Origin of the sequence: Erythrobacter fulvus, from assembly GCF_028595285.1 — a bacterium.
Taxonomy (GTDB): Bacteria; Pseudomonadota; Alphaproteobacteria; order Sphingomonadales; family Sphingomonadaceae; genus Erythrobacter; species Erythrobacter fulvus.
Window position 1 is genome coordinate 468,926 of the sequence record NZ_JAQQXQ010000001.1, and the last position, 22,375, is coordinate 491,300.

The following is a 22,375-nucleotide window of genomic DNA, read 5'->3' on the forward strand; positions in this document are numbered from 1 at the left end:
TCCTCTGGTCAGCACCACCAATATGGGAACGACCGGGCCGGATCGCTAGGTCAGCACGCCTTCGTGCAGGCGCACCACGCGGTCCATCCGCGCCGCCAGCCGTTCATTATGCGTGGCGACCAGCGCCGCACTGCCCTCGCCCCGCACCAGATCGAGGAACTGCGCCAGCACGGTGTCCGAAGTCGTCTCGTCCAGATTGCCGGTCGGCTCGTCTGCCAGCACCAGCGTCGGCCGGTTGGCGAGCGCGCGGGCAACTGCGACGCGCTGTTGCTCCCCACCCGAAAGCTGGCTGGGGCGATGGGTCAGCCGTTCCCCTAGGCCGAGGCTCGAAAGCAGACTGTCGGCCCGCGCTTCGGCCTCGCTGCGGGCCACGCCGCGGATCATCTGCGGCATCACCACATTCTCGCGCGCGTCGAAATCGGGCAGCAGATGGTGGAACTGGTAGACGAAACCGAGATGGTCGCGCCGCAGCCGGGTGCGCTCGTCGCCCGGCAGATCTTCGGCCTGCACCCCGGCGATGGCGATCGAACCTTCGAACCCGCCTTCAAGCAGGCCAACGGCCTGCAGCAGCGTCGACTTGCCCGAACCCGAAGGCCCCAGCAGCGCCACGATCTCGCCCGGCATGATGTCTAGGTTGACCCCCCGCAGCACGTCGATGCGCTGCCCGCCCTGTTCGAACGACCGCTTCAGGCCTTTGAGGCTGACGATAGGGGACGCGTCACTCATAGCGCAGCACCTGAACCGGATCGGTATTGGCCGCCTTGAACGCCGGATAGAGCGTCGCCAGGAAGCTCATCACCAGCGCCAGCATCACGATGCCGAGGATCTCCCACGGATCGGTGCGCGAAGGCAGCGTTGACAGGAACCGCACTTCCGGGTCCCAGATTTCCTGCCCCGTCACCGCCGCGATGAACCCGACGATCGGTTCGCGGAAGAACAGGACGACAGAGCCGAGCGCGAGTCCCGCCATCGTCCCGATCGCGCCCACGGTGGTGCCGGTGGTGACGAAAATCTTCAGCAGGCTGCGCCGCGTTGCGCCCATCGTGCGCATGATCGCGATGTCGCGGGTCTTGGCGCGCACCAGCATCACAAGGCTTGAAAGGATATTGAACGCGGCGACCAGCACCATGAAGGAAAGCGCGAAAAACATCGCCACGCGTTCCACCTGCAAGGCTTCGAACAGCGCGGAATTGATCGTCTTCCAGTCGGCCACCACGGCCTGCCCGGCGAGTTCCTCGGAAACCGGACGCAGGATATCGCCGACCTTGTCCGGATCCTCCACGGTGACTTCGATCATCCCGATGGAATCGCCCATCAGCAGCAACGTCTGTGCGTCCTTGATCGGCAGGACGACGAATTTCTCGTCATAATCGTAGATGCCGACCTCGAAGATCGCTGCGACCTCGTAGGGCACCTGACGAATCGAGGTGCCGAAGGGGGTCGAGCGGCCCTGCGGGTTGATGATCGTGATGGTGTCGCCGACGCGGATGCCGAGGTTCTGCGCCAGCCGCGTGCCGATCGCCACCCGTTCCGAACCGCCGCCGAGCGCGGCAATGTCGCCAATCACCACCTTGTCGGCCAGATTTGCCACATCCTCGTCAGTCTCGCCGCGCAGGAAGATCGCCTCTACCCGCCCACCAAAGCTGATCAGCAGCGGCTGTTCGATCAGCGGCGATGCAGCCGTCACGCCGGGCGTATTCTCGACCTTTTCGAGAATGCCCTCCCAGTTCTCCAACCGTCCGCCATAGGCCTGGACGATGGCGTGGCCGTTGAGCCCCACGATCTTGTCGAGCAATTCGGCGCGGAAGCCGTTCATCACGCTCATCACGATCACCAGCATCGCGACCGAGAGCATCACGACCCCGACCGAAATCCCGGCGACCAATGCAATGAAAGCCTCGCCCTTGCCGGGCCAGAGGTAACGCTTGGCGATCATCCATTCGAAAGGGGAAAGCATGGGTGTGCGGGCTGGCCTGTCCTAGATGAACGCAGGCTGTAGTGGCCGCGCGGGATCGCCGCAATCCCGTGCCGGATCAATGTCCCCCACCCAGAACAGCGCACCGCCACGCCGATGCTGTCATATCGCGGTTAGCAAAAAGGCGGGCATCGCAGGTGCGCTTTCCCTTGTAATTGATCCGTCACATCGCCATTGGAGCCCTGCGCCCCGGATAGAGCAGCCGCGGACAGGTCTGGTGATGCCGATGACACCCCTCAATGTGACCCACCCCTTCCTTGACGCAGATGGCGACAAGCTGCGGGAGGAATGCGGAATTTTCGGCGCGATCAATGCCGCCGACGCTTCGGCCGCGACCGCGCTTGGCCTGCATGCATTGCAGCATCGCGGGCAGGAAGCCGCGGGAATCGTCAGCTGGGACGGCAAGGAATTCTTCGTTCGCCGCGGGCTGGGCCACGTGGCGGAGAATTTCTCCTCTCCCGAAGCGATCGCCGAATTGCCGGGTCACATGGCGGCTGGCCACGTGCGCTATTCCACCACCGGCGGATCGGGCCTGCGCAACGTGCAGCCGCTTTATGCCGATCTTGCCAGCGGCGGCTTCGCGGTCGCGCATAACGGCAATATCTCCAACGCGATGATGCTGCGCGCCGATCTGGTCGGCAAGGGTTCGATCTTCCAGTCGACCTCGGATACCGAGGTGATCATCCACCTCGTCGCCACCAGCCGCTATCCCACCATCGCCGACAGGCTGGTGGACGCGCTGCGGCTGGTCGAGGGTGCCTATGCGCTGATCGTGATGACGCCCGAAGGCATGATCGCCTGTCGCGATCCGCTCGGCATCCGTCCGCTGGTGATGGGCCGGATGGGCGAAAGCATCCTGTTCGCCTCCGAAACCGTCGCTTTCGACGTGGTCGGGGCCGAGGTGATCCGCGAAGTCGAGCCGGGCGAGTTGGTGCTGGTCGATTTCTCGGGTGAAATCCGGTCGGTCCGCCCCTTCGGCAACCCGTCCCCGCGTCCCTGCATCTTCGAACATGTCTATTTCAGCCGCCCCGATTCCGTGTTCGCTGGCCGTTCAGTCTACGAAGCGCGCAAGGCGATCGGGGCGCAACTGGCGCTTGAGGCCCCGTGCGAGGCCGATCTGGTGGTGCCGGTGCCCGACAGCGGTGTTCCCGCCGCAATCGGGTTCGCCCAGCAATCGGGCATTCCTTTCGAACTGGGCATCATCCGTTCGCACTATGTCGGGCGCACTTTCATCCAGCCTTCCGACGGCGCGCGCCATTCCTCGGTGAAGCGCAAGCACAATGCCAACCGTTCGCTGGTCGAAGGCAAGCGTATCGTGCTGATCGACGATTCGATCGTGCGCGGCACCACGTCGCTGAAGATCGTCGAGATGATGCGCGAAGCAGGCGCTGCCGAGGTGCATTTCCGCGTCGCCAGCCCGCCGACCGCGCATTCCTGTTTCTACGGCGTGGATACGCCCGAACGCTCCAAGCTGCTCGCCGCGCGCATGGAGCTGGAACCGATGCGCCAGTTCATCAAGGCCGACAGCCTCGCCTTCATCTCGATCGACGGGTTGTATCGTGCGGTCGGCCATGAAGGCCGCGATGCCGTGCGTCCGCAATTCTGCGACGCCTGCTTCACCGGCGATTATCCGACATCGCTGACCGACCTTGCGCAGACCGAGCAGAAATCCGCCGAGCTTCCCTTCGCTGACCCCAAGGCCGCGTAATTGACATGACCGAAAATGTGAAACCGCTTTCCGGGCGCACCGCGCTTGTCACCGGCGCAAGCCGCGGCATCGGCGCCGCCACCGCCAAGGCGCTAGCCGAAGCGGGCGCGCATGTGATCCTCGTCGCGCGCAAGGTCAAGACGCTCGAAGAAGTCGAGGACGCGATCCACGCCGCCGGCGGCACATCGACCATCGCCCCGCTCGACCTGACCGAACCCGACGCTGTCCCGCGCCTTGCCGCAGCGATTGCCGGACGCTGGACCACGCTCGACATCATGGTCCTTTCGGCCGCGTTCCTGCCCGAACTGACCCCGGCATCGCAGATCGAACCCAAGCAGTTCAATCAGGCATTGCTGACCAACGTGGTCGCCACGCAGGCGCTGATCGCCGCTTTCGACCCGATGCTGCGCCGCGCCGAGGCAGGCCGGATCATCGGCCTGACCAGCAGCGTCGGCGCCGCGCCGCGCCCCTATTGGGGGGCCTATGGCGCGACCAAGGCAGCGTTCGACAACTTGCTCGAAACCTACGCTGCCGAAGTCGAACGGCTGAGCCCGCTGCGCGTCGCGATCATCGATCCGGGCGCAACCCGCACCGAAATGCGCAAGCGCGCCTATCCGGGCGAAGACCCGGCGACGTTGAAGGCTCCTGAGGTGGTGGCCGAACGTATCGTCGCGCTGCTCGCCGAAGGCTTCGACGATCTCCACCGCGAGCGCATCGACTGACGAAACGCCGAGGTTACCGACGCGGTAACCATCGCCGTCAACGCTTCATTAGGGATTTTATCGGCATAGCTGAGGGTGGTCCTGGCCGTGCGCTGCTGCGCGCGGCAAAACGAGGTTTTGCCCTATGCCGATTGAAACCGATCCCTATCGCCTGGCCGCGCAGGAAGATCGCTGCGCGCCGCGCACCCGGCTGACAATTCCCGCGACGCTGCGCGCCTCGGGCGGTCGTGCCTTCCAGAGCGTGGTGCACGATCTGTCGATCTCGGGCTTCTCGGCCGCTTCGATCAATCGCATGCACGAAGGCCAGCTGTGCTGGCTCACCCTGCCCGGCCTCGAATCGCTCCAGGCCGAAGTCGTGTGGTGGGACAACTGCATCGTCGGCTGCGCCTTTTCGGAGCTGCTCAGCCCGATCGTGCACGACAATATCCTGCAGCGTTACAGCAACATCGGCGTCTACCGTCAGGTGATCTGAGCGACGCGCCGGGGCGCGCTCAGCGCACCTCGGCTGCGATCTTGCGGCTCAGATCAAGGAACTGCCCGCGCTCCGGGCCGCCGCTCGCGGTCGCCCAGTTACCAATATAGGCGAACACCATCTTCTTGTCCGGGAACAGGGTGATGCCCTGACCGAAGATCCCTTGCGCGCCGAAGGTGCCTTGCGGATAGGTCCACCACTGGTAGCCATAGCCGAAACCGCTTGTCCCGAAATCGACCGCGCTGTCGGTCGCTTCGGCAAACCAGCCTTCGGGTACCGCACCCTTCCCGCCTTCAAGCACGAACTGGCCCATCCGCGCATAGTCCGACAGGCGCAGCGACAGACAGCACCCGCCGATATTGCCGCCGCGCGGATCGACCATCCAGAACAATCCGCCTGCAAAGCCCGCCGGTTCGACGATCTTGGCTTGCGCATATTCAGCCAGCGGCAGGCCGACCGCGTTTTCAACCAGCACGCCGATAAGATTGGTCTCGCCGGTCTTGTAGACCCACTTCTTGCCCGGCTCCGCCTCGCGCGGGAGGGCCTTCATCTGCGCCACAATGGCATCTGGGCCATATTCGACCACGAAGCGGTTCATCTGCGCGACGTCGCTGTTGGGGTCGGTATAATCCTCGTTCCACTTGACCCCGCTGGTCATGGTGGCGAGTTGGCGGACGGTAACGCCGTCATAGGCTGAACCCGCAAGCCCGGGGATATAGTCGGTGACGGGATCGGACAGGCTCTTGATGAAGCCGTCCTTCACCGCCGCGCCGAGCAAGGTCGAGGTGAAGCTCTTGGCGACCGAGAAGCTGGTCCAGCGGTCATCGGGCCCCATGCCAAGGCGATATCCCTCAAACCTTACCTTGCCATCGACCAGCACCATGACGCCCGCCGTATTGGTTTCGTCCATCAGTGCCTTCAGCTCGGCCTGCAACGCGGGGCTGAGCGGCGCACCCTTGGGCAGCATCCGGGTGTTTCTGGCGGTCGGGACTTCATGGCCGGCGAACCATTGCTCCATCACGCGGAAGCGTTCCGCGCGCTGGGCGTCGCTCCAGAACAGCACCTGCAATTCGGACTGGTCGCGCTGCGGCGGCTGCACCATCGCCACCTTGGCGGACGGGGGCGGCGGCGCGGCGACGACATTTTCGGCCGGGGCATAGGATCCTGCACAACCCGCCAGCAGCGCCATCAGCGCCGCGCCCGATACCATCCGCGAAAAGCTCCGCAGTCCCGTCATGCCTGAAATCCTCTCGTCCGTTGTTGCAGGATGCATAGGCGGACGGGGCGCGAACGGGCAAGCCTTGCCTTACCCTTCCTTCATCGCCTTCAACGCCGCCAGCGCCCGCTCGCGCCCGGCCTTGTGGGGAATGATCTTGCGCGGATAGCCCGCAGGCCTGCGCCCGAACTCCTCGGGATCATGGACATATGGCTCGTCGATGCCCTTCAATTCGGGAACATAGGTGCGGATGTAGCGTGCCGCGTCGAATTTCTCCGACTGGGTGAGCGGCGCCATGATCCGGCTGAACATGTTGCTGTCCACCCCCGTCCCCGCGGTCCACTGCCAGTTGGTGGCGTTGGAGGCGTAATCGGCATCGCAGAGCGTATCCCAGAACCACTTCTCACCCTCGCGCCAGTCGATCAGCAGATGCTTGATAAGGAAGCTGGCGGTGATCATGCGCACGCGGTTGTGCATCCACCCGGTCTGCCACAGCTGGCGCATCCCGGCATCGACGATCGGATAGCCGGTGCGCCCGTGCTGCCATGCTTTCAGATCGCGCGCGGCGGCTTCGTTGGTGGCGGGATCGCGCCAGGGGAAGCGATCGAAATCCTCGCGGTAGTTCTGCGTGGCATAGGCCGGGAATTGCAGGATCGCGTTCTGCGAATAGTCGCGCCAAATCAGCTCGCCCTCGAAGGTGCGCCAACCGTCGGAACGCTTGTGCTTGAAGCGGTGCCAGATCTGGATCGGGCTAATTTCGCCGAAATGGAGGTGAGGCGAAAGGCGCGAAACCTTGTCGACGCTGGGGAAGTTCCGCTTGTCGTCGTAATCGTCAACGTCCGCTTCCCACGCGTCCAGACGTTCGTGTGCCGCATCCTCGCCCACCTTCCAGAAGGTGCGCATTCCGCCCGCCCAGTCGGGCTTGGTGGGAAGCAGGTTCCAGTCGGCGAGATCATCGCTTGCAGGCCAGCTGTCGGGCGAGGACAGCGTTTCGGGCGCAGGCAGTTCGTCGCGCGGCGGATAAGCCTCGCGCACCGCACGGCTAAAGGGGGTGTAGATCTTGTACTGCCCGCCGGTGCCGGTGGTGATCGAGCCGGGGGGCATCAGGAAATTGCCGTCGTAGAGTTGCAGGTCGAGCTTTTCCGCCAGCTTGCCCTGCGCCTTCCTCCACCACGGTTCGTAGTGGCGGTTGGCATGAATCGTGGTGGCGCCGACCTCCTGCGCCACCTTGCACAATTCCTCCACCGCATCGCCGCGCCGCAGGATCAGCTTTGCGTGACGCCGGGCGAGGCTGTTCGACAGGCTTTCGAGCGAATGGTGCAGCCACCAGCGCGAGGCGCCGCCATAGGCGTGATGCTTCGGGCTTTCGTCGTCGAGCACATAAACGCACACCACCGGCCCGGCCTTGGCGGCGTGATAGAGCGCAGGATTGTCGGCAAGGCGCAGATCGCGCCGCAGCCATAGGATTTGGGTTTTACTCATGCAGCCTCAAGCGCCTTACCCGGCGGGAAGTTCCTCGCACTTCACATCAGGCAGCGCGATCGAGAACCGGTCCCGCGACCGCGGATCGTAAAAGCGGGCGTCGTAGAGGATCACCGAACCGTCCTCGGCTCGCACCCCAAGCGGCGCGCGCGACCAGAAAAGGAAAGCGTCGAGTTGCGAATTGGTGCGGCGGGCCTCGGTCAGATCGGGCAGACGACATTGCTTCTGATCGGAATTGGCATAGCCATAGCCGAAATCGCTGCCCTTCCAGTCGCTCGAAATCCAGCGCCCGTCTTCCAGTTGCGCGATCTGTTCGCGGCGCCAGGATGTGAGCGGTGCAGGCGCGGCAATATAGGCCTCGGGATAGGGTTCGGTCATCGTTCCGCGGGTCGCGTTATCGAGCCAGGTGATCGCCCCGTTCACCCCGATATAGACCAGCATGATCGCAATCGCACCGCGCGCAATCGGGCGCTGGTCACCGCCGAGCTTTTCGCGCCACCATGACCACCCGACACTCGCGATCAACATCGCCCACAGCCACGGGTCGATGATGAACAGCGTGTCGCCGTAGAACCATTGCGAGGAAAACGGCTCCAGCAGGCGAATGCCGTAGACGTTGAGCCAATCGAAGAACGGGTGGCTAAGACAGCCGATGAAGGCCATCGCATAAAGCCAGCCGAAGCGCACCGGCAGTCGCCCCTCGGGCCGGGTGCCGCGTTGCGTCTGCCAGCGATCAAAGCCCCACAATATCCCCGCCAGCACCAGCGGCAGCAACACCAGCGCGGGCGGGCCGTGGGTGATGCCGCGGCGAAAGCCGAGATGCTCGGTGCCCTCCAGCCAGAAGAAGCACGCCGCGTCCAGGTCCGGCAGGTTCGCGCCGATGATCAGCGCAGGCATGGCAAGACCCGTGGTCCGCTTCAGCCCCGCCTGCCCCAGCACCGCGCCGACAAGGCTATGTGTCAGATTATCCATATCTTCCCCGCCTAGCCGCGCGGCAGTGCACATGGAACCGCAAATGCACTTGGAAAAGACCCGTTCCCTCGCCTATCGCATCGCCAAAGAGACACGGGAGAGAACCACGATGACCGACGCGCCCTATATCCGCCCCGACATGAAGGCCTTCCTCGACATGATGGCGCAGGTGAACGGGCCGAAGCTGGTCGACATGACGCTGGAGGAAGCGCGCGCGTCCTATATCGCCATGCACAACCTCGCGGACCGTCCTGCGCGTGATCTGGCGGTGATCCGCGACCTTTCCTGCCCCGGCCCGAACGGCGACATTCCCTTGCGCCTTTACGACGCGCGCGAGATGCGCCAGCCGGGGCCGGTGGTGGTGTTTTACCACGGCGGCGGCTTCGTGATCGGCGATCTCGACACGCACCACGCGCTGTGCACCGAAATTGCCGCGCTGATCGATCTGCCGCTGGTCGCCGTCCACTATGCCCGCGCGCCCGAAGCCCCCTTCCCCGCCGCGATCCTCGATTGCGAGGCGGCGACGCGCTGGGTGGCGGGCAGCCCGGCCGAACTCGGCCGCAAGGCAAGCGGGATCATCACCATCGGCGATTCTGCGGGCGGCAATGCCACCGTGGTCGTCAGCCAGATGCTTGGGCAGCGCCCCGCCGAAGTCCCTGTCGTGCTGCAAGTGCCGATCTTCCCGCTGGTGGCCGACGCCAATGGATCGGGCAGCATGGCAGCATTCAGCGAGGGCTTCCTGCTCACCGCCGACACCATGGGCTTCTTCGATGCCGCCTACGGCGCGGACCGCGCCGACCCGCGCGGCTTCCCGATTCTGGGCGACCACTCCGAGGCACCCCCCACCATTGTCGTCACCGCCAGCCTCGATCCGATCCGCGATTCGGGCCGCGAATATGCCAAGGCGCTGGTGGATGCCGGGCGCGACGTGGTGTTCCTCGAAATGCGTGGGGTCACCCACTCCTTCACCAACCTGCGCCAGATGGTGCCGAGCACGCAGAAGGATCTCGAACGCGTGATCGCCGCGATGAAGTTCATGTTGGAGAACCCTGCGTGAGTCCCGAAGGCCTCCCCTATCGCCCCTGCGCGGGCTTCATGCTGGTCAACGCGCAAGGTCTCGTCTTCGTCGGCCAGCGGATCGACCCGTCAGCGCATGGCTTCTGGCAGATGCCGCAAGGCGGGATCGACAAGGGCGAGGACGTGCGCACAGCCGCCCTGCGCGAGCTTGAGGAGGAAGTGGGCATCGCCGCGCATATGGTCGAAGTGATCGCGCAATCCGCGCAGCCCTATCTCTACGATCTGCCGCCCGAATTGTTGGGCCGCGTGTGGAAGGGCAAATATCGCGGGCAGGAACAGCACTGGTTCCTCGGGCGCTTCCTGGGCTCTGATGCCGACATCGATCTGGAAGCGCACGATCCGCCCGAATTCAACGCCTGGCGCTGGATCGCACCCGAACAGCTGCCCGAACTGATCGTGCCGTTCAAACGCGCGGTTTACCAAGGGCTGGTGGCAGAATTCCGCCACCTGATCTGACTGATCAGTTGCTCGACGGGCCTGCGTCGGCGGTGCTGTCGGCCGCGAGGCGGGGCTGGCTGCCACGTGCGATCGAGGTTTCGAGCGCAAGGGTTTCGGGGCAGGTTTCGCCGCACAGGCTCTGCAGCTGTGCAAGATTGCGCCGCGCTTTCTCGACCGCACCCTTTTCGGCCAGCGCCGCACCTTCGCCCGAAATCGCAGCGAAATTGCCCGGATCGCGCTCCAGCGCCTCACGATAGTAACGGATCGCCTTGCCCTGAAGCCCGCTCTGGCGCGCGGCTTCGGCAAGGTCGATAAAGATCGGCGTATAGCCCGGATCGACGGCCAGCGCGGCTTCGAAGGCGTCGATCGCTGCCTGCGTTTCCCCGGCACCCAGCGCCGCCTGCCCCTGCGCGATAAGCGCCGCGGCCCGCGGGTCCGGGGCATCGCTGCGGCCTGCGCTGGTGACGCTCGCGGTCATGACCAGACAAAGCGAGAGGGCAGCGGCAGCGGGCGCGAAACGCATCAGAAGCTCCTTCAGTGCAAGAGACCGGGAACCGGAGTTAATGGCCATAAGGGCCACACTATCATGGTGAACGCAAGCCCGCGACGAAAAAACCATCCGTGGCGTCATGGAACGGGTCAAGTCGCCAGCCCGCCCCGCGCTGGCTTCCCAGCGGCAACGGCAGCGCCTCGGCACGCCAGTCGGGATGACGGGACAGGAAGGCGGCAATGCGATCGGGCCCTTCCGCATCGAGCAGCGAACAGGTCACGAAGCTGACAGAGCCACCCGGGCGAACGAGCTGCGCGGCCAGATCGAGCACGTGGTCCTGCAGTGCGTTCAAGCGCGCCAGTTCCGCCGGATCGAGTCGCCAGCGTCCCTCAGGGCTGCGGCGCCAGGTGCCGCTGCCCGAACAGGGCGCGTCGACCAGCACGTGATCGGCCTTACCCGCGAACGGCCCAAGCGCCTGCATCTCGCGGCCCGGATCGAGCAGCACGATGTGGTCAATCGCAGCCCCTGCCCGTTCGGCACGCGGGGCAAGATTGCCGAGCCTGCGCTTGTCGGTATCGGCAGCGACAATGCTCGCGGCATTGCCGAGCCGCGCGGCCAGGGCCAGCGTCTTGCCGCCCCCGCCCGCGCACAGATCGACAATGGTGTCGCCCGCCGCCACCGGCAGCGCCTCGACAATCAGCTGGCTGCCGAGATCCTGCACCTCGATCAGGCCGTCGCGGAAGGCCTCCCACTGTTCGACCTGCGTGCCCGAAGGAAAGCGCAGGCCCTGAGGTGCGGCGAGCGGCTCACCGGGTTCGGGCAAATCGATTTCGGCACGATCAGCCTTGAGCGCATTGACCCGGATATCGAGCGGGGCGCGTTCGAGCAGTGCTGCAATCTCGCGCCCGCCAAGGCCCGAGGCGCGCAAGGCGGCAGCTAGCCATTTGGGCGCAAGTCCCGTCATTGCGGCAGCCTCGCCCTCGGCACGCGGCGCCGGCCCGTGGGGCGAACCGTCGAACTGGGCAGCGATGCTGTCATCCTGCGTTGCCACCGCCAGCATTGCCGCGCGCCCGCTTTCGGGCACCGGGCCGCACAGCCGGATCGCGGCATAAACCAGATCGCGCACCGCGCGGCGGTCCTTCGATCCGGCATAGCGGCGCGCGCGGAAATAGTCGGCGATGATCCTGTCGGCGGGCGCACCCTTCCCGCGCGCGGCGGGAATGATGGCGTCGAGCAGCTCGATAGCGGCCTGAACTCTTGCGGCGGGGGTCATGCCCCCGCTCCGGACGACATGAACCTAGCGCGTGGGATAATTGGGTGCCTCTCGGGTGATGGCGACATCATGGACGTGGCTTTCGGACAGGCCCGCATTGGTGATCCGCACGAATTGGGCGCGCTTCTGGAGATCGGTGATGGTGGCCGAGCCGGTATAGCCCATCGCCGCCTTGATCCCGCCCACCAGCTGGTGAACGACATCGGCAGCAGGCCCCTTGAACGGCACCTGGCCTTCGATCCCTTCGGGCACCAGCTTCATCGCACTGACGTCCTGCTGGAAGTACCGGTCGGCCGAGCCGCGTGCCATCGCGCCGACAGAGCCCATGCCGCGATAGGCCTTGTAGGAGCGCCCCTGATAGAGGAACACCTCGCCCGGGCTTTCGGTGGTGCCGGCCAGCATCGAGCCAACCATCACGCTGGAAGCCCCCGCCGCCAGCGCCTTGGCCGCATCGCCCGAAGTGCGCAGGCCGCCATCGGCGATCACCGGCACGCCCGACTTTGCTGCTTCCGCCGCGCTTTCCATGATCGCGGTCAGCTGCGGTACGCCCACGCCTGCGACGACGCGGGTGGTGCAGATCGAGCCCGGCCCGATCCCGACCTTGACGGCATCCGCCCCGGCATCGACCAGCGCCCGCGTGGCCTCGGCAGTGGCGACATTGCCTGCGATCACCTGCACCGAATTGGACAACTTCTTGGCGCGTTCGACCGCCTTGGCGACTTCGACATTGTGGCCATGCGCGGTGTCGATCACGATCACATCGACTTCCGCATCGACCAGCGCCTCGGTGCGGGCAAAGCCGGCATCGCCCACGGTCGTCGCCGCGGCCACGCGCAGACGGCCCGCGCTGTCCTTGGTCGCATGGGGATAGTTGACCGCCTTTTCGATGTCCTTGACCGTGATCAGGCCGATGCAGCGGAAGGCATCGTCAACCACCAGCAGCTTCTCGATCCGGCGGGCATGCAGCAGGCGGCGCGCTTCCTCCTGACCGGTGCCGAGCGGCACGGTGGCGAGGTTTTCAGTGGTCATCAGCTCGCGCACGGGCTGCATCGGGTTTTCGGCAAAGCGCACGTCGCGGTTGGTAAGGATGCCGACCAGCTTGCCGCCTGCGTCCACCACCGGAATGCCGCTGATGCGGTGCTGCTGCATTAGCGCCTGCGCCTCTCCCAGGGTCGCGTCCGGCTGGATGGTGATGGGGTTTACCACCATGCCGCTTTCGTAACGCTTCACCGCGCGCACTGCGGCGGACTGCGCCTCGATATCGAGATTGCGGTGCAGCACGCCGATACCGCCCAGCTGCGCCATGGCGATCGCCATGTCGGCCTCGGTTACGGTGTCCATCGCGGAGGAAAGGATCGGAATATTGAGCGCAATCTCGCGCGTCAGCCGGGTCGATGTGTCGGCCATGCTCGGCAGGACGCTGCTTTCTGCCGGACGGAGCAGAACGTCATCAAAGGTGAGGCCGAGCGGGATATCCATGAGTGCCACTTTCGCAATTCGCTTTCGCGGGGAATCGGGGGAGAATCGTGGCGGCCCATGTAACCGCGGTTTGCCCGTTACGCTAGGGGCCGCCCTCGCCCTGCACCGGATAGCGCGCCGGGTCCGCGACAATACGCACCAGCGCTTCGTGCAACATCAGATCGTCGATCGCTCCGCCCAGCTCCACCGAGGCGGCCTCGTCCGAGGGACGATGGTACCCGCTGTCGAGAAACGGGCGCAGCACGGCATTGCTGCCGAAGGCGCTCGACAGCAGCACGGTGGGCACCCCCTGTTCGAGCAACACCCATCCATCCTGCCGCGCAAGGAAGCTCTCCGCCAGCGCCTTGTCACCGGTCGTGCGGCCGGCGCGCGCGATCTCGGCACGGATCAGCGGATCGAGCGGGGTGCGCCCTTCGCCGATGAAGCCGACCGCGCTGCCCGCCGGAGCCAGCGCCAGCATGTCGAGATTGAACGCCGCCACAATCCGGTCGAGCGCCACAGGCGGCGCCTTGGCAAAGGCGCGCGTGCCGAGCAGCCCCGCTTCCTCGGCGGTGGTTGCCAGCACATAGACATCGCGCCCCGGCGGCGGGCCGTCCTTCAGCCGCCGCGCCAGTTCCAGCGTAACCGCGATCCCGCTGGCATTGTCGACCGCGCCGTTGCAGATCCGGTCGGACAGGTCGGGCGCGCCGCATTCGCCCAGGTGGTCCCAATGCGCCATCAGCAGCACCGCGCCCGATCCCGGCGCGCTGCCGGGAATCAGGCCGACAAGATTAGCGCTGGCAAATTCGCGTCGCTCGGCCGTTGCCTCGATGCTGATCGCCAGCTGGATTTCGATCGGGGTGAAATCGGGTTCCTCGCTGCGCTGTTTCAGCCGTTTCCAGTTCGCCTCGCCCAGCACCCGGGCAAGCGCGGCGTCGGTGACATAGGCGCTGAGCGTGTCGAGCTCGTCACTGGCGAGTTGGACGCTTTCCCTTGCGTATCTCGCCTGCACCCGCGCGACTGCCGCGGCATCGGGCAGCACGGTCAGCACCGCAGTGGCGCGATCGCGGAAGGGCTGTGCCATGCGCGCCGGATCCGGCCCGTCACCGCCGATCAGCACAACCATCGCGCCCGCGACCAGATCGGGCGAGATCGGTCCTTCGCCCTCGCCCACGAACACCACCGGAACGCCGGTTGCGGGGCCGCCCGCAGCCAGCGCGCGGCGGCGGCGGGTAAAAACGGCGGCCTCGTCATCGGGCACCACCAAAGCGGTGCGCCCGCGCGCGAGACTGAGCTTGCCCGACAGCGGCCGGGCAGAAACCAGTTCAACCGGCATGCGCCAATAGCTGCCCGGATCGCCGGTGCCCGACAGCAGCCCGATCTCGCCGAAACGCTGCTCGATAAAGGCCAGCGTCTTTTCCTCGCCCGGCGTCCCCGGCTTGCGTCCGGCGAAATCGTCGCTCGCCAGCATCGCGATATCGGCGCGCAGCCGCTGCTCGATCCCGATCCGCTCGGACACCGGCACGCTGGCAACGGGCGCGCGCGCGCAGGCGGCGAGCACCAGGCTCGCCAGCATCACCGCCAGAAGCCGGGCGCGCGGCATCATCATTCGGCGGTCCAGCCCCCGTCGATCGTGTAGTTCGCACCGGTGATATTGCGTGCCGCATCGCCGCACAGGAACACCGCCAGCGCGGCAACGTCATCGGGCTGGACGAAGCTTTTGGTCGGCTGCTTGGCCAGCAGCACGTCGTTCATCACCTGATCGCGCGTCATTCCACGCGCGGCCATGGTGTCGGGGATCTGGTTTTCGACCAGCGGGGTCCAGACATAGCCCGGGCTGATGCAGTTGGCGGTAATACCGCTGGTCGCCAGTTCCAGCGCGATCGTCTTGGTGAAGCCCGCCATCGCGTGCTTGGCCGCGACATAGGCGCTTTTGAACGGCGAGGCGGTGAGCGAGTGCGCGCTGGCGGTGGCAATGATCCTCCCCCAGCCCTTCGCTTTCATCCCCGGCACGGCAAGGCGCGTGGTGTGGAACGCCGCCGACAGATTGAGCGCGATAATCGCATCCCATTTTTCAGGCGGGAAATCCTCGACCGGCGCAACGTGCTGCATCCCGGCATTATTGACGAGGATATCGACCGGGCCGACTTCCTCCATCATCCGCGCGATTGCCGCCGGATCCATCAGGTTTGCGCCGTTATAGGTTGCGCCCAGATCATCGCACAGCTGCGCGATTTCGTCCGGATCGCCCAGCCCGTTGAGGATCACTTCGGCCCCTTCGGCTGCCAGCGCGCGCGCAATCGCAAGGCCGATCCCCGAAGTCGAACCTGTGACGAGGGCACGCTTTTCCTTGAGCATTGGCGGCAACTCCTGCACTTCTGATCCGCTGGAATACCGCTTTTGCCGCGACCACGGCGACTGTCCAGCGATTTGCACACGGCGGGAGAATTGCAAATGCGGCTGGGGCCTTACGACACGTCCGACATCGAAGTGCGATCAAGCGGCGGCGGCGGGATGCGGCGCGCGGGCGGGATCGGCTGCGGCACGCTGGTGATCGCGCTGCTCGGCGCGCTGGTGTTCGGAATCGATCCGATGCAGACCATCGGCATGGTCGAAACCGTCCAGCAGCAGACCGCGCCGCCCCAGCCGGCCAGCGACATGAGCGAAACCGAGGTCTGCGCAAGCAGCGCCTATGCCGACGAAGCCTGCGCCGCGCTCGCCAGCCTCAACGCAACGTGGGAAGCCACCTTCGACAGGAACGGAATCGCCTTCCAGCGCCCCGTGCTCGACCTGTTCCGCACCGGCAGGGTCGATACCCGCGGCTGCGGCAGTGCGACCTCGGCGGCAGGGCCGTTCTACTGTCCGGCGGACAAGGGCATCTATATCGATACCTCGTTCTACGATCAGCTGGCGCAGATGGCGGGCACCGGCGGAGACTTCGCAAGGCTCTATGTCATTGCGCACGAATATGGCCACCACATCCAGAACCTGACTGGACGTTCGACGCAGGTCAGGCAGGCGCAACAGCGCAATCCGTCAGCGGCCAACCGCTTGCAGGTGGCGATGGAGTTGCAGGCCGATTGCTATGCCGGGATGTGGGCAGGCAAGAACCGCGACAGAATCGATCGGGGCGATCTGGAAGAAGGCCTCGCTGCTGCCAGCGCGATCGGCGACGACACGCTGCAACGCGGCGCCGGACAACGCATAAACCCCGAGAACTTTACCCATGGCACGAGCCGCCAGCGCATGGCAGCGCTGCGGCTGGGACTGGAGAGCAATAATGATTCTGCCTGCGAAGTGTTTTTCGAAGGGGCCTAGCCGCCTCGCGCTTGTCGCTACGGCATTCCTGACGATGACGGCAGGCCTGCCGGCATTTGCGCAGGTCGTGCCCGATCCCGACGCGACGGAGGTCGCCAAGACGCCCTTGCGCGATCTGAATATCGACGGTCACGATATTCCCGAAGTGCTGAAAGTTGCGGTCGAGAACCCGTACGAGACCGCGCGGTTGACGAGCTGCAACGCGATCGTTGCCGACATTGCCGAGCTCGATCAGGTGCTGGGCGCGGACTATGATATCGCGGTGGACGAGGAAGGCCGAAAGATCAACGCCGGACGGATCGGCCAGAAGGTCGTCGGATCGATGATCCCCTTCCGCGGGATCGTGCGCGAGGTGACGGGCGCGGCCGATAACGACCGCGCCCTGCGCGCCGCTTACACCGCGGGAATGGTGCGGCGCGGTTTCCTGAAAGGCCTGGGGCTGGGCCGCAAATGCAAATATCCGGCGCGGCCCAAGCCTGCATCTGGAACGGAATAGAGCCTAGCCTTCGGCGTCCTTCCACGCTTCGATCTGGCGGTCGAGCTGCTTGAGGATACGCTTGCGGGTGTCCTCGGAAAGGTCGCGGCTGCGCGCGATCTCGTCCCGCGCCTGTTCAATCCCCTTGAGCGCCGCTGCCATGTTCTTGCGCTGGCAGATGGTGATCGTGCGGGTACCGTCCTTGCCTTCTTCGACATTGGCGATGTTCTGTTCGCGGTCGCATTCGATCTTCACGACGACCCTCTGCTTGCCCGCTTCGGCGCGCGCCGCCTCGGCCTCGGCCAGCCCCTTGCGAAGCGCCTCGCGTGCTTCGGCATGGGCCTTGTCCGCATCGGCCAGCCCCTTGCGCAGTTCGATCACCATTGCCTCGCGCCCTTCCCAGGTCAGGCCTTCGCTCGGGCGCAGGTCCTCGGTCACCACTTCGCCGTCCGGACCGGCGCGCCGCACGATGCGGTTGCGGCGTTCCTTGCCGTCCGGGCCGATCTGCACCGTCTCGGTGACGGTCACGGTCGTGGTCTTCTTCTCGCCATCGGCGGCCTCGCTGTCCGGATCGATGAAGACGAAGGTCGAAACCTTGCCGGGGGCATCGGGCGCGGGCGGCGCTTCGGGCGGTTCGGGCGCATCGGGCGCGGCAGGCGGTGCCGGCGGCACGGGCGGCCTGGGCGGCGCGGGTGCCTCGACCTGCGCTTCGGATGCGGCGTAGCTGATCGAAGCGGTCAGCGGCAACGCCAGCACGCCAAGGCCAAGCAACGCGCGGCCGGCCATCCGGCGACGGGCAGAAAGGTGGGACATCGACAGGCTCCTGAGACGTTGAATGATGGATTTCTCGCCCAGCACCGGACAGGCCATCGGCGCGGCCAGCGCGAGGTTCGGGCCGGCGGCGAAACCGGCGATCAGGCGGGCGTAGGCGGCACGTTCGTCGGCATCGGCACGGGCGATCACGCGGGCATCGCACGCCGCTTCCTGATCGCGCCGCAGCGCCAGCCAGCCGTAATGGCCGAGCGGATTGAACCAGTGCAGCGCGAACAGCGGCTGGACGAGAATGTTGATCAGCAGATCGCCCCCGCGATGGTGCGCGACCTCGTGCGCCAGCGCCAGATCGCGCGCACGCCGATCATGCAGCGCCATGAAGCCGGGCGGCAGCGCGATCACCCGATCTAGCACGCCGAAGGCCAGCGGGGCATTGGTGCCCGGGGTTTCTACCAGCCGGATCGCGCCCAGCCGTCCGGGGATGCGCCCCATCTCGCGCCCACGCGCCAGCAAGTGCTCGCGCAAGGTGAAATAGGCGGCGAACCGGCGGCACAGGAACATGCCCGCCCCGCCAAGCCAGACCAGCAGCACCGCCTCGACCAAAGGAAGGCCATCAATCAGCGCAAACAGATCAAATCCGGGTTCGGGCTGCGGCGCAACCACAATGGCCTCTGCCTGCCACACCGCCGGATCGGTCGCGGGCGCCGGAGCGGGCTTTGCCGGTGCCATCCAGGCGGGCAGCGTCAGCGGCGGCAGCACCAGCCGGATCAGCGGCAGCGCCCACAGCGCATAGGCGCATTGCGGTCCGCACCAGCGCGCCACTGGACGGCGCAGCAGCAGCACGATTGCGATCAGCACGCCGGTCCATGCCAGCGTCTCCATCATCACCGCGCTCATGGCCGCAGCTCCTTCAGCAGCGCCTCGATCTCGGTAAGGTCATCCTCGGTCAGGGCCTCGGTTTCGGCCAGATGGGCGACCAGCGATGCTGCCCGCCCGCCGAACAGGCGATCAACCAGCCGCCGGGATTCGCCGCCGACATAGGCTGAACGCGCGATCAGCGGCGAATAGAGATAACGCCGCCCGTCGGGCGCAGCGGACAGCGCACCCTTCTGCACCAGCCGCGCCAGCAGCGTCTTGACCGTGGCGAGGCTCCAGCCGCGCGCCGCACACACCGCCTCGCAAACTTCGGCAGCGGTCTGGCGCGGGCGTTCCCACAAGACATCCATCACCGCCAGTTCGGCTTCGGTGATGCGTTCGTGAACGGGTTCTTCCGGAGTTGTCACAGGGGCCTCCCTCAAGACTGATTACACCTGTAGTCATTGCGACTACATCTGTAAACATTGCGCCCCGATGAACGACGCCGCTCCCCGCTTGCGCCTCGACGAAGCGCCGATATGTTCCCACGAATGACACTCCGCGCCATATTCTCCGCCTTGCTCTTCCTGCTTGCCGCGCCGCTGCTGGCGCAGAGCGAGGAATTCCTGCCGCTCACTGCGCCGGTCGAACTGGCGCAGGATCAGCCCGATATCGCCATCGGCGAGCTGATCTTCCGCGGCGGGGTGGAGATCGCGCCCGACAAGGCGCAAATCGGCGGCATTTCGGGGCTCGAATGGCATGACGGGCAGCTTTATGCTGTCACCGACGACGGGCGCTGGCTGGTGCTGACGCCGGAGAACGTGCAGGGGCGGCTGGTCGATGTCTCACAGGTGACGATCGGCCCGCTGCTGGACGAACGCGGGCGCAAGCTGGGCGGCAAGGAACGCGGCGATGCGGAAGGCATCACGCGGCTGGCATCGGGCGAATGGCTGGTGTCGTTCGAGCAGGAACACCGCATCTGGCGTTATCCGGCGATCGGTGCTGCAGCGGCGGGCAGCGAGGACCACGCGGCCGCGCTTGTCGCGGGGGCCGAGGCCAATAGCGGGATCGAAACGATCGCGGCCTATGCAGGCGGCCTGTTCGCCTGCGGCGAATGGATCGATCCGGCGCGCCCCAATTGTCTGCGGATCACGCCCCAAGGCACACAAGCCTTCGCCCTCGCCGCGCCCGAAGGCATCGCCGAAGCAGGCGGCGTGCCGACCGACGCGGCCTGCGCCGAGGACGGCACCTGCTATGTCCTGCTGCGCAGTTATCGGCGGGGTGAAGGCAACCGCGCGGCCATTGTCGAAATGGCACCCGACAACACGCCCGAAACCCTCGCCGTGCTGACTCCGCCGCTCACGCTCGACAATTTCGAAGGGCTGGCCTTTCGCGAGGAGGCGGGGCGAAAGTTTCTCTATGTAATCTCGGACGACAACTTCAATAATTGCGACGGGAACGAGCGGCCCGATTGCCAGCGCACGCTGCTGATGAAGTTCGAGATCAAGGGCAATGCCCCTCCCCCCGGTGCGCCGGTGGTCGTGTCGGCTGCCCCTGCGACGAAATCCACCGCCCGCCCCGGCACCCGCCCCTTCCCCGAAGCGGCGAGCGTCAATGTCGTGCTCACGACCGAGCTGGGCGACATCACCATCGCGCTGGAGACCGAGCGCGCGCCCGTCACCGCCGCCAATTTCCTGCGCTATGTCGATGAAAAGCGCTTCGACGGGACGGTGTTCTACCGCGCGATGCGATTGGACCGCGAACCGCGCCCCAACGGGCTGTTGCAGGGCGGGACGCAATTCGATCCCAAGCGCATCCTGCCCGGCATCCCGCACGAGCCGACCTCGCAGACCGGCCTCACCCACACCCACGGCGCATTGTCGATGGCGATGGGCGAGCCCGGCAGCGCGAACGGCGATTTCTCGATCATGATCGAGGACCAGACCGGATTGGACGCCGATCCTGCCGCCAGTGATCCGGTGTGGCGCAATGGCTATGCCGTGTTCGGCTATGTCGTGGACGGGATGGATGTGGTCGCCGCGATCCACGCCAGCGAAATCGACCCCGACAAGGGCGAAGGCTGGATGAAGGGCGAAATCCTGGCAAAGCCGGTGAAGATCATTTCTGTCCGGCGCGCACCGGCGGAGTAAACGCCGCCGGATCGAAGGCGGGCCGCCCGACCGGTGCGCTGGCGATACGCGGTATATTCGCCTCGATCTGCGGCAGCCAGCCTTTCGCATCGGCCCCGATGCTCACCTGCGGCAGCGAAGCGAGAAAACGCGCCTTGATCTCCCATTCCGCGACCGAACGCCCCGCCATGCGCGCTGCCTCGTCAAGGCTCACCGGCTGGCGCAGCGCGCGGTTGATCAGCGCATCGCCGAAGAACGTCCAGTCATTCTCCGCCGCGCAGCCGAAGGACGTTCGCGTGCTGGCCGCTGCGGTCAGAATCGCTGTGTCGGGACTGGCGAGTGCGGGAACGAATACCCCCGAATAGCAGGCCGAAAGGATCAGCACCCGCCGTCGGATCCCCGCTTCCTCCAGCGCCGCTTTCAGACGCGCAGGGGACAGGATGCCATAACCGCTGTCGCCGTAATGATAGGCCAGCCCCAAATCCAGCCCGTGGCTAGTGGTGTAGAGCACCAGCACGTCCTCGGATGCGTCCATCAGGGTGCCGATATGCGACAGCGCCAGCACCAGCGCGGTGATCGAGCCGTGCGGCGCATCGTCGCGCACCCCGTCCGGCCCGGCCAGCACCAGCGTGCGGGCTTGTGCGCCGTAACGCGCAGCCAGCACCCGCCCCGCCTCGCGCGCCTCACGGGCGAAGACAGGATCGCTGTCGAGCGCGATGGTGACGACGTAGGCATCGGGCGTGCCCGGCACGTGAGGCTGAAGCGCGGCAAGCGCGCTATCGAGCCGCCGCTGCTGTTCGCGGATATGCGCGGCGCTGAACCCGCGTCGCAGCTCCGGCCCCGCCTCGAAACTGGCACGCCGCTGGGTGCGGCTTTCCCCGCTGCCGAGATCGGGGAACGGCGCGGTGTGCGGCGGCGGCTGGTTGGGATTGGCGGGGGCTGACTGCGGAAGCGCCGGGGCCGCGAGCAATGCCGCGAGAAGCCCGGTGATGATCGCGCCCCTGTTCATCGGGGATCAAGGTGATGCGGCACGCCAAAAGGGTCAAGCGCTATTCCCGTCGACGCACGCTTTTGTCTTTTGCAATCCAGCCAAAGCCATTAAGCTATTAGAATATTTGAAGCGGGTCGCAGCGCTCCCGGGGGCATGACGGCACGGAAGGGGGCAGACGTGGGGCAGACCTTCAAGCTACTGGGACCGCCCTTGCGCGGCACGATAGCATTGGCGTGGGCATTCGCGCTCGCCTCGTGCACCATCGTTCAGGTCGATGGCCCGGCGAAGGTCACCCGCATTTATCCAGGGGTGCTCAGAATTGAGCCTGCTGCCGACAATTCAATGATTGCCTATCGTACCCGCGGGTTCGGCATCGTGCCGGGCCACAATGGCGTGACTGTGGGCTTTGCCGGGGAAACGGCAGTCGCGATGGCGGACACGGATCAATGCCGGGTTGTCCTGTTTGATCCTGATCCGGAGACTGTCGGCGAACTCGCAGCGCTGCTGCAACCGGTTATTCCGAAACAACAAGTATGTAACCTTGGGGGGTAAT

The 22,375-nt window shown here is 65.8% G+C and carries 22 protein-coding genes; 9 read left to right on the forward strand and 13 right to left on the reverse strand.

What is annotated here, in order from left to right; genetic code table 11:
• Positions 1-45: 45 nt before the first annotated feature.
• Both OIK40_RS02270 and OIK40_RS02275 read right to left on the reverse strand, forming a co-directional pair.
• Positions 46-726, reverse strand: coding sequence for an ABC transporter ATP-binding protein (locus OIK40_RS02270; protein ID WP_273675827.1), 681 nt, complete (start codon positions 724-726; stop codon positions 46-48).
• Positions 719-1,957: a lipoprotein-releasing ABC transporter permease subunit gene (locus OIK40_RS02275; RefSeq protein WP_273675829.1), complete on the reverse strand. Its 1,239-nt coding sequence runs from the start codon at positions 1,955-1,957 to the stop codon at positions 719-721. Before OIK40_RS02275 ends, OIK40_RS02270 begins: the two co-directional genes overlap by 8 nt.
• A 238-nt stretch (positions 1,958-2,195) precedes the next feature.
• Here OIK40_RS02275 and purF point away from each other — a divergent pair, with 238 nt between their 5' ends.
• From purF to OIK40_RS02290, 3 genes are all read left to right on the forward strand, one after another.
• Positions 2,196-3,683 carry an amidophosphoribosyltransferase gene (gene purF / locus OIK40_RS02280; protein ID WP_273675831.1) on the forward strand — a complete coding sequence of 496 codons (1,488 nt, stop codon included), beginning with the start codon at positions 2,196-2,198 and terminating at the stop codon, positions 3,681-3,683.
• Positions 3,684-3,688: 5 nt separating this feature from the next.
• Positions 3,689-4,405 carry an SDR family NAD(P)-dependent oxidoreductase gene (locus OIK40_RS02285; RefSeq protein ID WP_273675832.1) on the forward strand — a complete coding sequence of 239 codons (717 nt, stop codon included), beginning with the start codon at positions 3,689-3,691 and terminating at the stop codon, positions 4,403-4,405.
• 124 nt (positions 4,406-4,529) lie between these two features.
• The gene (locus OIK40_RS02290) at positions 4,530-4,877 is read left to right on the forward strand and encodes a PilZ domain-containing protein (protein WP_273675835.1); all 348 of its coding nucleotides are present in this window, start codon (positions 4,530-4,532) and stop codon (positions 4,875-4,877) included.
• Between the two features lie 19 nt (positions 4,878-4,896).
• Here OIK40_RS02290 and OIK40_RS02295 read toward each other — a convergent pair whose 3' ends face one another.
• The 3 genes from OIK40_RS02295 to OIK40_RS02305 all read right to left on the reverse strand — a co-directional run bounded on the left by OIK40_RS02295 (position 4,897) and on the right by OIK40_RS02305 (position 8,547).
• The gene (locus tag OIK40_RS02295) at positions 4,897-6,114 is read right to left on the reverse strand and encodes a serine hydrolase domain-containing protein (RefSeq protein WP_273675837.1); all 1,218 of its coding nucleotides are present in this window, start codon (positions 6,112-6,114) and stop codon (positions 4,897-4,899) included.
• A 69-nt stretch (positions 6,115-6,183) separates the two neighbouring features.
• Complete coding sequence (locus OIK40_RS02300) at positions 6,184-7,575, reverse strand: cryptochrome/photolyase family protein (protein WP_273675839.1); 1,392 nt, start codon at positions 7,573-7,575, stop codon at positions 6,184-6,186.
• A gap of 15 nt (positions 7,576-7,590) precedes the next feature.
• Positions 7,591-8,547 (reverse strand): metal-dependent hydrolase, encoded by a 957-nt coding sequence (locus OIK40_RS02305; protein ID WP_273675841.1) that lies wholly within the window; start codon positions 8,545-8,547, stop codon positions 7,591-7,593.
• 109 nt (positions 8,548-8,656) lie between these two features.
• Between OIK40_RS02305 and OIK40_RS02310 the strand changes: the two genes are divergently transcribed.
• Positions 8,657-9,604: an alpha/beta hydrolase gene (locus OIK40_RS02310; RefSeq protein ID WP_273675843.1), complete on the forward strand. Its 948-nt coding sequence runs from the start codon at positions 8,657-8,659 to the stop codon at positions 9,602-9,604.
• Positions 9,601-10,080 (forward strand): RNA pyrophosphohydrolase, encoded by a 480-nt coding sequence (locus OIK40_RS02315; RefSeq protein ID WP_273675845.1) that lies wholly within the window; start codon positions 9,601-9,603, stop codon positions 10,078-10,080. Before OIK40_RS02310 ends, OIK40_RS02315 begins: the two co-directional genes overlap by 4 nt.
• 4 nt (positions 10,081-10,084) lie before the next feature.
• On the opposite strand, the gene OIK40_RS02320 is transcribed toward OIK40_RS02315, so the two are convergent.
• The 5 genes from OIK40_RS02320 to OIK40_RS02340 all read right to left on the reverse strand — a co-directional run bounded on the left by OIK40_RS02320 (position 10,085) and on the right by OIK40_RS02340 (position 15,641).
• The gene (locus OIK40_RS02320) at positions 10,085-10,585 is read right to left on the reverse strand and encodes a tetratricopeptide repeat protein (RefSeq protein WP_273675846.1); all 501 of its coding nucleotides are present in this window, start codon (positions 10,583-10,585) and stop codon (positions 10,085-10,087) included.
• A gap of 61 nt (positions 10,586-10,646) precedes the next feature.
• The gene (locus OIK40_RS02325; RefSeq protein ID WP_273675848.1) at positions 10,647-11,825 is read right to left on the reverse strand and encodes an RsmB/NOP family class I SAM-dependent RNA methyltransferase; all 1,179 of its coding nucleotides are present in this window, start codon (positions 11,823-11,825) and stop codon (positions 10,647-10,649) included.
• A 24-nt stretch (positions 11,826-11,849) separates the two neighbouring features.
• Positions 11,850-13,304, reverse strand: coding sequence for an IMP dehydrogenase (gene guaB, locus OIK40_RS02330; RefSeq protein WP_273675850.1), 1,455 nt, complete (start codon positions 13,302-13,304; stop codon positions 11,850-11,852).
• 82 nt (positions 13,305-13,386) lie between these two features.
• Positions 13,387-14,892 carry a M28 family peptidase gene (locus OIK40_RS02335; RefSeq protein ID WP_273675852.1) on the reverse strand — a complete coding sequence of 502 codons (1,506 nt, stop codon included), beginning with the start codon at positions 14,890-14,892 and terminating at the stop codon, positions 13,387-13,389.
• Positions 14,889-15,641 carry a 3-hydroxybutyrate dehydrogenase gene (locus tag OIK40_RS02340; RefSeq protein ID WP_273675854.1) on the reverse strand — a complete coding sequence of 251 codons (753 nt, stop codon included), beginning with the start codon at positions 15,639-15,641 and terminating at the stop codon, positions 14,889-14,891. The genes OIK40_RS02335 and OIK40_RS02340 overlap by 4 nt, the downstream gene beginning before the upstream one ends.
• 96 nt (positions 15,642-15,737) lie before the next feature.
• On the opposite strand from OIK40_RS02340, the gene ypfJ reads away from it, so the two are divergent.
• Together ypfJ and OIK40_RS02350 are read left to right on the forward strand one after the other, a co-directional pair.
• Complete coding sequence (gene ypfJ / locus OIK40_RS02345) at positions 15,738-16,601, forward strand: KPN_02809 family neutral zinc metallopeptidase (RefSeq protein ID WP_273675855.1); 864 nt, start codon at positions 15,738-15,740, stop codon at positions 16,599-16,601.
• Positions 16,602-16,635: 34 nt separating this feature from the next.
• Positions 16,636-17,097 carry a hypothetical protein gene (locus OIK40_RS02350; protein ID WP_273675856.1) on the forward strand — a complete coding sequence of 154 codons (462 nt, stop codon included), beginning with the start codon at positions 16,636-16,638 and terminating at the stop codon, positions 17,095-17,097.
• Positions 17,098-17,100: 3 nt separating this feature from the next.
• Here the strand turns inward: OIK40_RS02350 and OIK40_RS02355 are convergent, their stop codons facing one another.
• Both OIK40_RS02355 and OIK40_RS02360 read right to left on the reverse strand, forming a co-directional pair.
• Positions 17,101-18,744 carry a M56 family metallopeptidase gene (locus tag OIK40_RS02355; RefSeq protein WP_273675857.1) on the reverse strand — a complete coding sequence of 548 codons (1,644 nt, stop codon included), beginning with the start codon at positions 18,742-18,744 and terminating at the stop codon, positions 17,101-17,103.
• Positions 18,741-19,130, reverse strand: coding sequence for a BlaI/MecI/CopY family transcriptional regulator (locus OIK40_RS02360; RefSeq protein WP_273675859.1), 390 nt, complete (start codon positions 19,128-19,130; stop codon positions 18,741-18,743). The genes OIK40_RS02355 and OIK40_RS02360 overlap by 4 nt, the downstream gene beginning before the upstream one ends.
• Before the next feature lie 123 nt (positions 19,131-19,253).
• Here OIK40_RS02360 and OIK40_RS02365 point away from each other — a divergent pair, with 123 nt between their 5' ends.
• Positions 19,254-20,852 (forward strand): esterase-like activity of phytase family protein, encoded by a 1,599-nt coding sequence (locus OIK40_RS02365; protein ID WP_273675860.1) that lies wholly within the window; start codon positions 19,254-19,256, stop codon positions 20,850-20,852.
• On the opposite strand, the gene OIK40_RS02370 is transcribed toward OIK40_RS02365, so the two are convergent.
• Positions 20,821-21,840, reverse strand: coding sequence for a C13 family peptidase (locus tag OIK40_RS02370; RefSeq protein ID WP_273675861.1), 1,020 nt, complete (start codon positions 21,838-21,840; stop codon positions 20,821-20,823). The genes OIK40_RS02365 and OIK40_RS02370 overlap by 32 nt on opposite strands.
• A gap of 159 nt (positions 21,841-21,999) precedes the next feature.
• Between OIK40_RS02370 and OIK40_RS02375 the strand changes: the two genes are divergently transcribed.
• A complete protein-coding gene (locus OIK40_RS02375) occupies positions 22,000-22,374 on the forward strand; it encodes a hypothetical protein (RefSeq protein WP_273675863.1) in 375 nt (124 codons plus the stop codon).
• Position 22,375: the final 1 nt, after the last annotated feature.

Bases quoted from the DNA above. Each gene is read 5' to 3' on its own strand.
- OIK40_RS02270 (WP_273675827.1), bottom strand. From the start codon at position 726: ATGAGTGACGCGTCCCCTATCGTCAGCCTCAAAGGCCTGAAGCGGTCG.
- OIK40_RS02275 (WP_273675829.1), bottom strand. From the start codon at position 1,957: ATGCTTTCCCCTTTCGAATGGATGATCGCCAAGCGTTACCTCTGGCCC.
- purF (WP_273675831.1), top strand. From the start codon at position 2,196: ATGCCGATGACACCCCTCAATGTGACCCACCCCTTCCTTGACGCAGAT.
- OIK40_RS02285 (WP_273675832.1), top strand. From the start codon at position 3,689: ATGACCGAAAATGTGAAACCGCTTTCCGGGCGCACCGCGCTTGTCACC.
- OIK40_RS02290 (WP_273675835.1), top strand. From the start codon at position 4,530: ATGCCGATTGAAACCGATCCCTATCGCCTGGCCGCGCAGGAAGATCGC.
- OIK40_RS02295 (WP_273675837.1), bottom strand. From the start codon at position 6,114: ATGACGGGACTGCGGAGCTTTTCGCGGATGGTATCGGGCGCGGCGCTG.
- OIK40_RS02300 (WP_273675839.1), bottom strand. From the start codon at position 7,575: ATGAGTAAAACCCAAATCCTATGGCTGCGGCGCGATCTGCGCCTTGCC.
- OIK40_RS02305 (WP_273675841.1), bottom strand. From the start codon at position 8,547: ATGGATAATCTGACACATAGCCTTGTCGGCGCGGTGCTGGGGCAGGCG.
- OIK40_RS02310 (WP_273675843.1), top strand. From the start codon at position 8,657: ATGACCGACGCGCCCTATATCCGCCCCGACATGAAGGCCTTCCTCGAC.
- OIK40_RS02320 (WP_273675846.1), bottom strand. From the start codon at position 10,585: ATGCGTTTCGCGCCCGCTGCCGCTGCCCTCTCGCTTTGTCTGGTCATG.
- OIK40_RS02325 (WP_273675848.1), bottom strand. From the start codon at position 11,825: ATGACCCCCGCCGCAAGAGTTCAGGCCGCTATCGAGCTGCTCGACGCC.
- guaB (WP_273675850.1), bottom strand. From the start codon at position 13,304: ATGGATATCCCGCTCGGCCTCACCTTTGATGACGTTCTGCTCCGTCCG.
- OIK40_RS02335 (WP_273675852.1), bottom strand. From the start codon at position 14,892: ATGATGATGCCGCGCGCCCGGCTTCTGGCGGTGATGCTGGCGAGCCTG.
- OIK40_RS02340 (WP_273675854.1), bottom strand. From the start codon at position 15,641: ATGCTCAAGGAAAAGCGTGCCCTCGTCACAGGTTCGACTTCGGGGATC.
- ypfJ (WP_273675855.1), top strand. From the start codon at position 15,738: ATGCGGCTGGGGCCTTACGACACGTCCGACATCGAAGTGCGATCAAGC.
- OIK40_RS02350 (WP_273675856.1), top strand. From the start codon at position 16,636: ATGACGGCAGGCCTGCCGGCATTTGCGCAGGTCGTGCCCGATCCCGAC.
- OIK40_RS02355 (WP_273675857.1), bottom strand. From the start codon at position 18,744: ATGAGCGCGGTGATGATGGAGACGCTGGCATGGACCGGCGTGCTGATC.
- OIK40_RS02365 (WP_273675860.1), top strand. From the start codon at position 19,254: ATGACACTCCGCGCCATATTCTCCGCCTTGCTCTTCCTGCTTGCCGCG.
- OIK40_RS02370 (WP_273675861.1), bottom strand. From the start codon at position 21,840: ATGAACAGGGGCGCGATCATCACCGGGCTTCTCGCGGCATTGCTCGCG.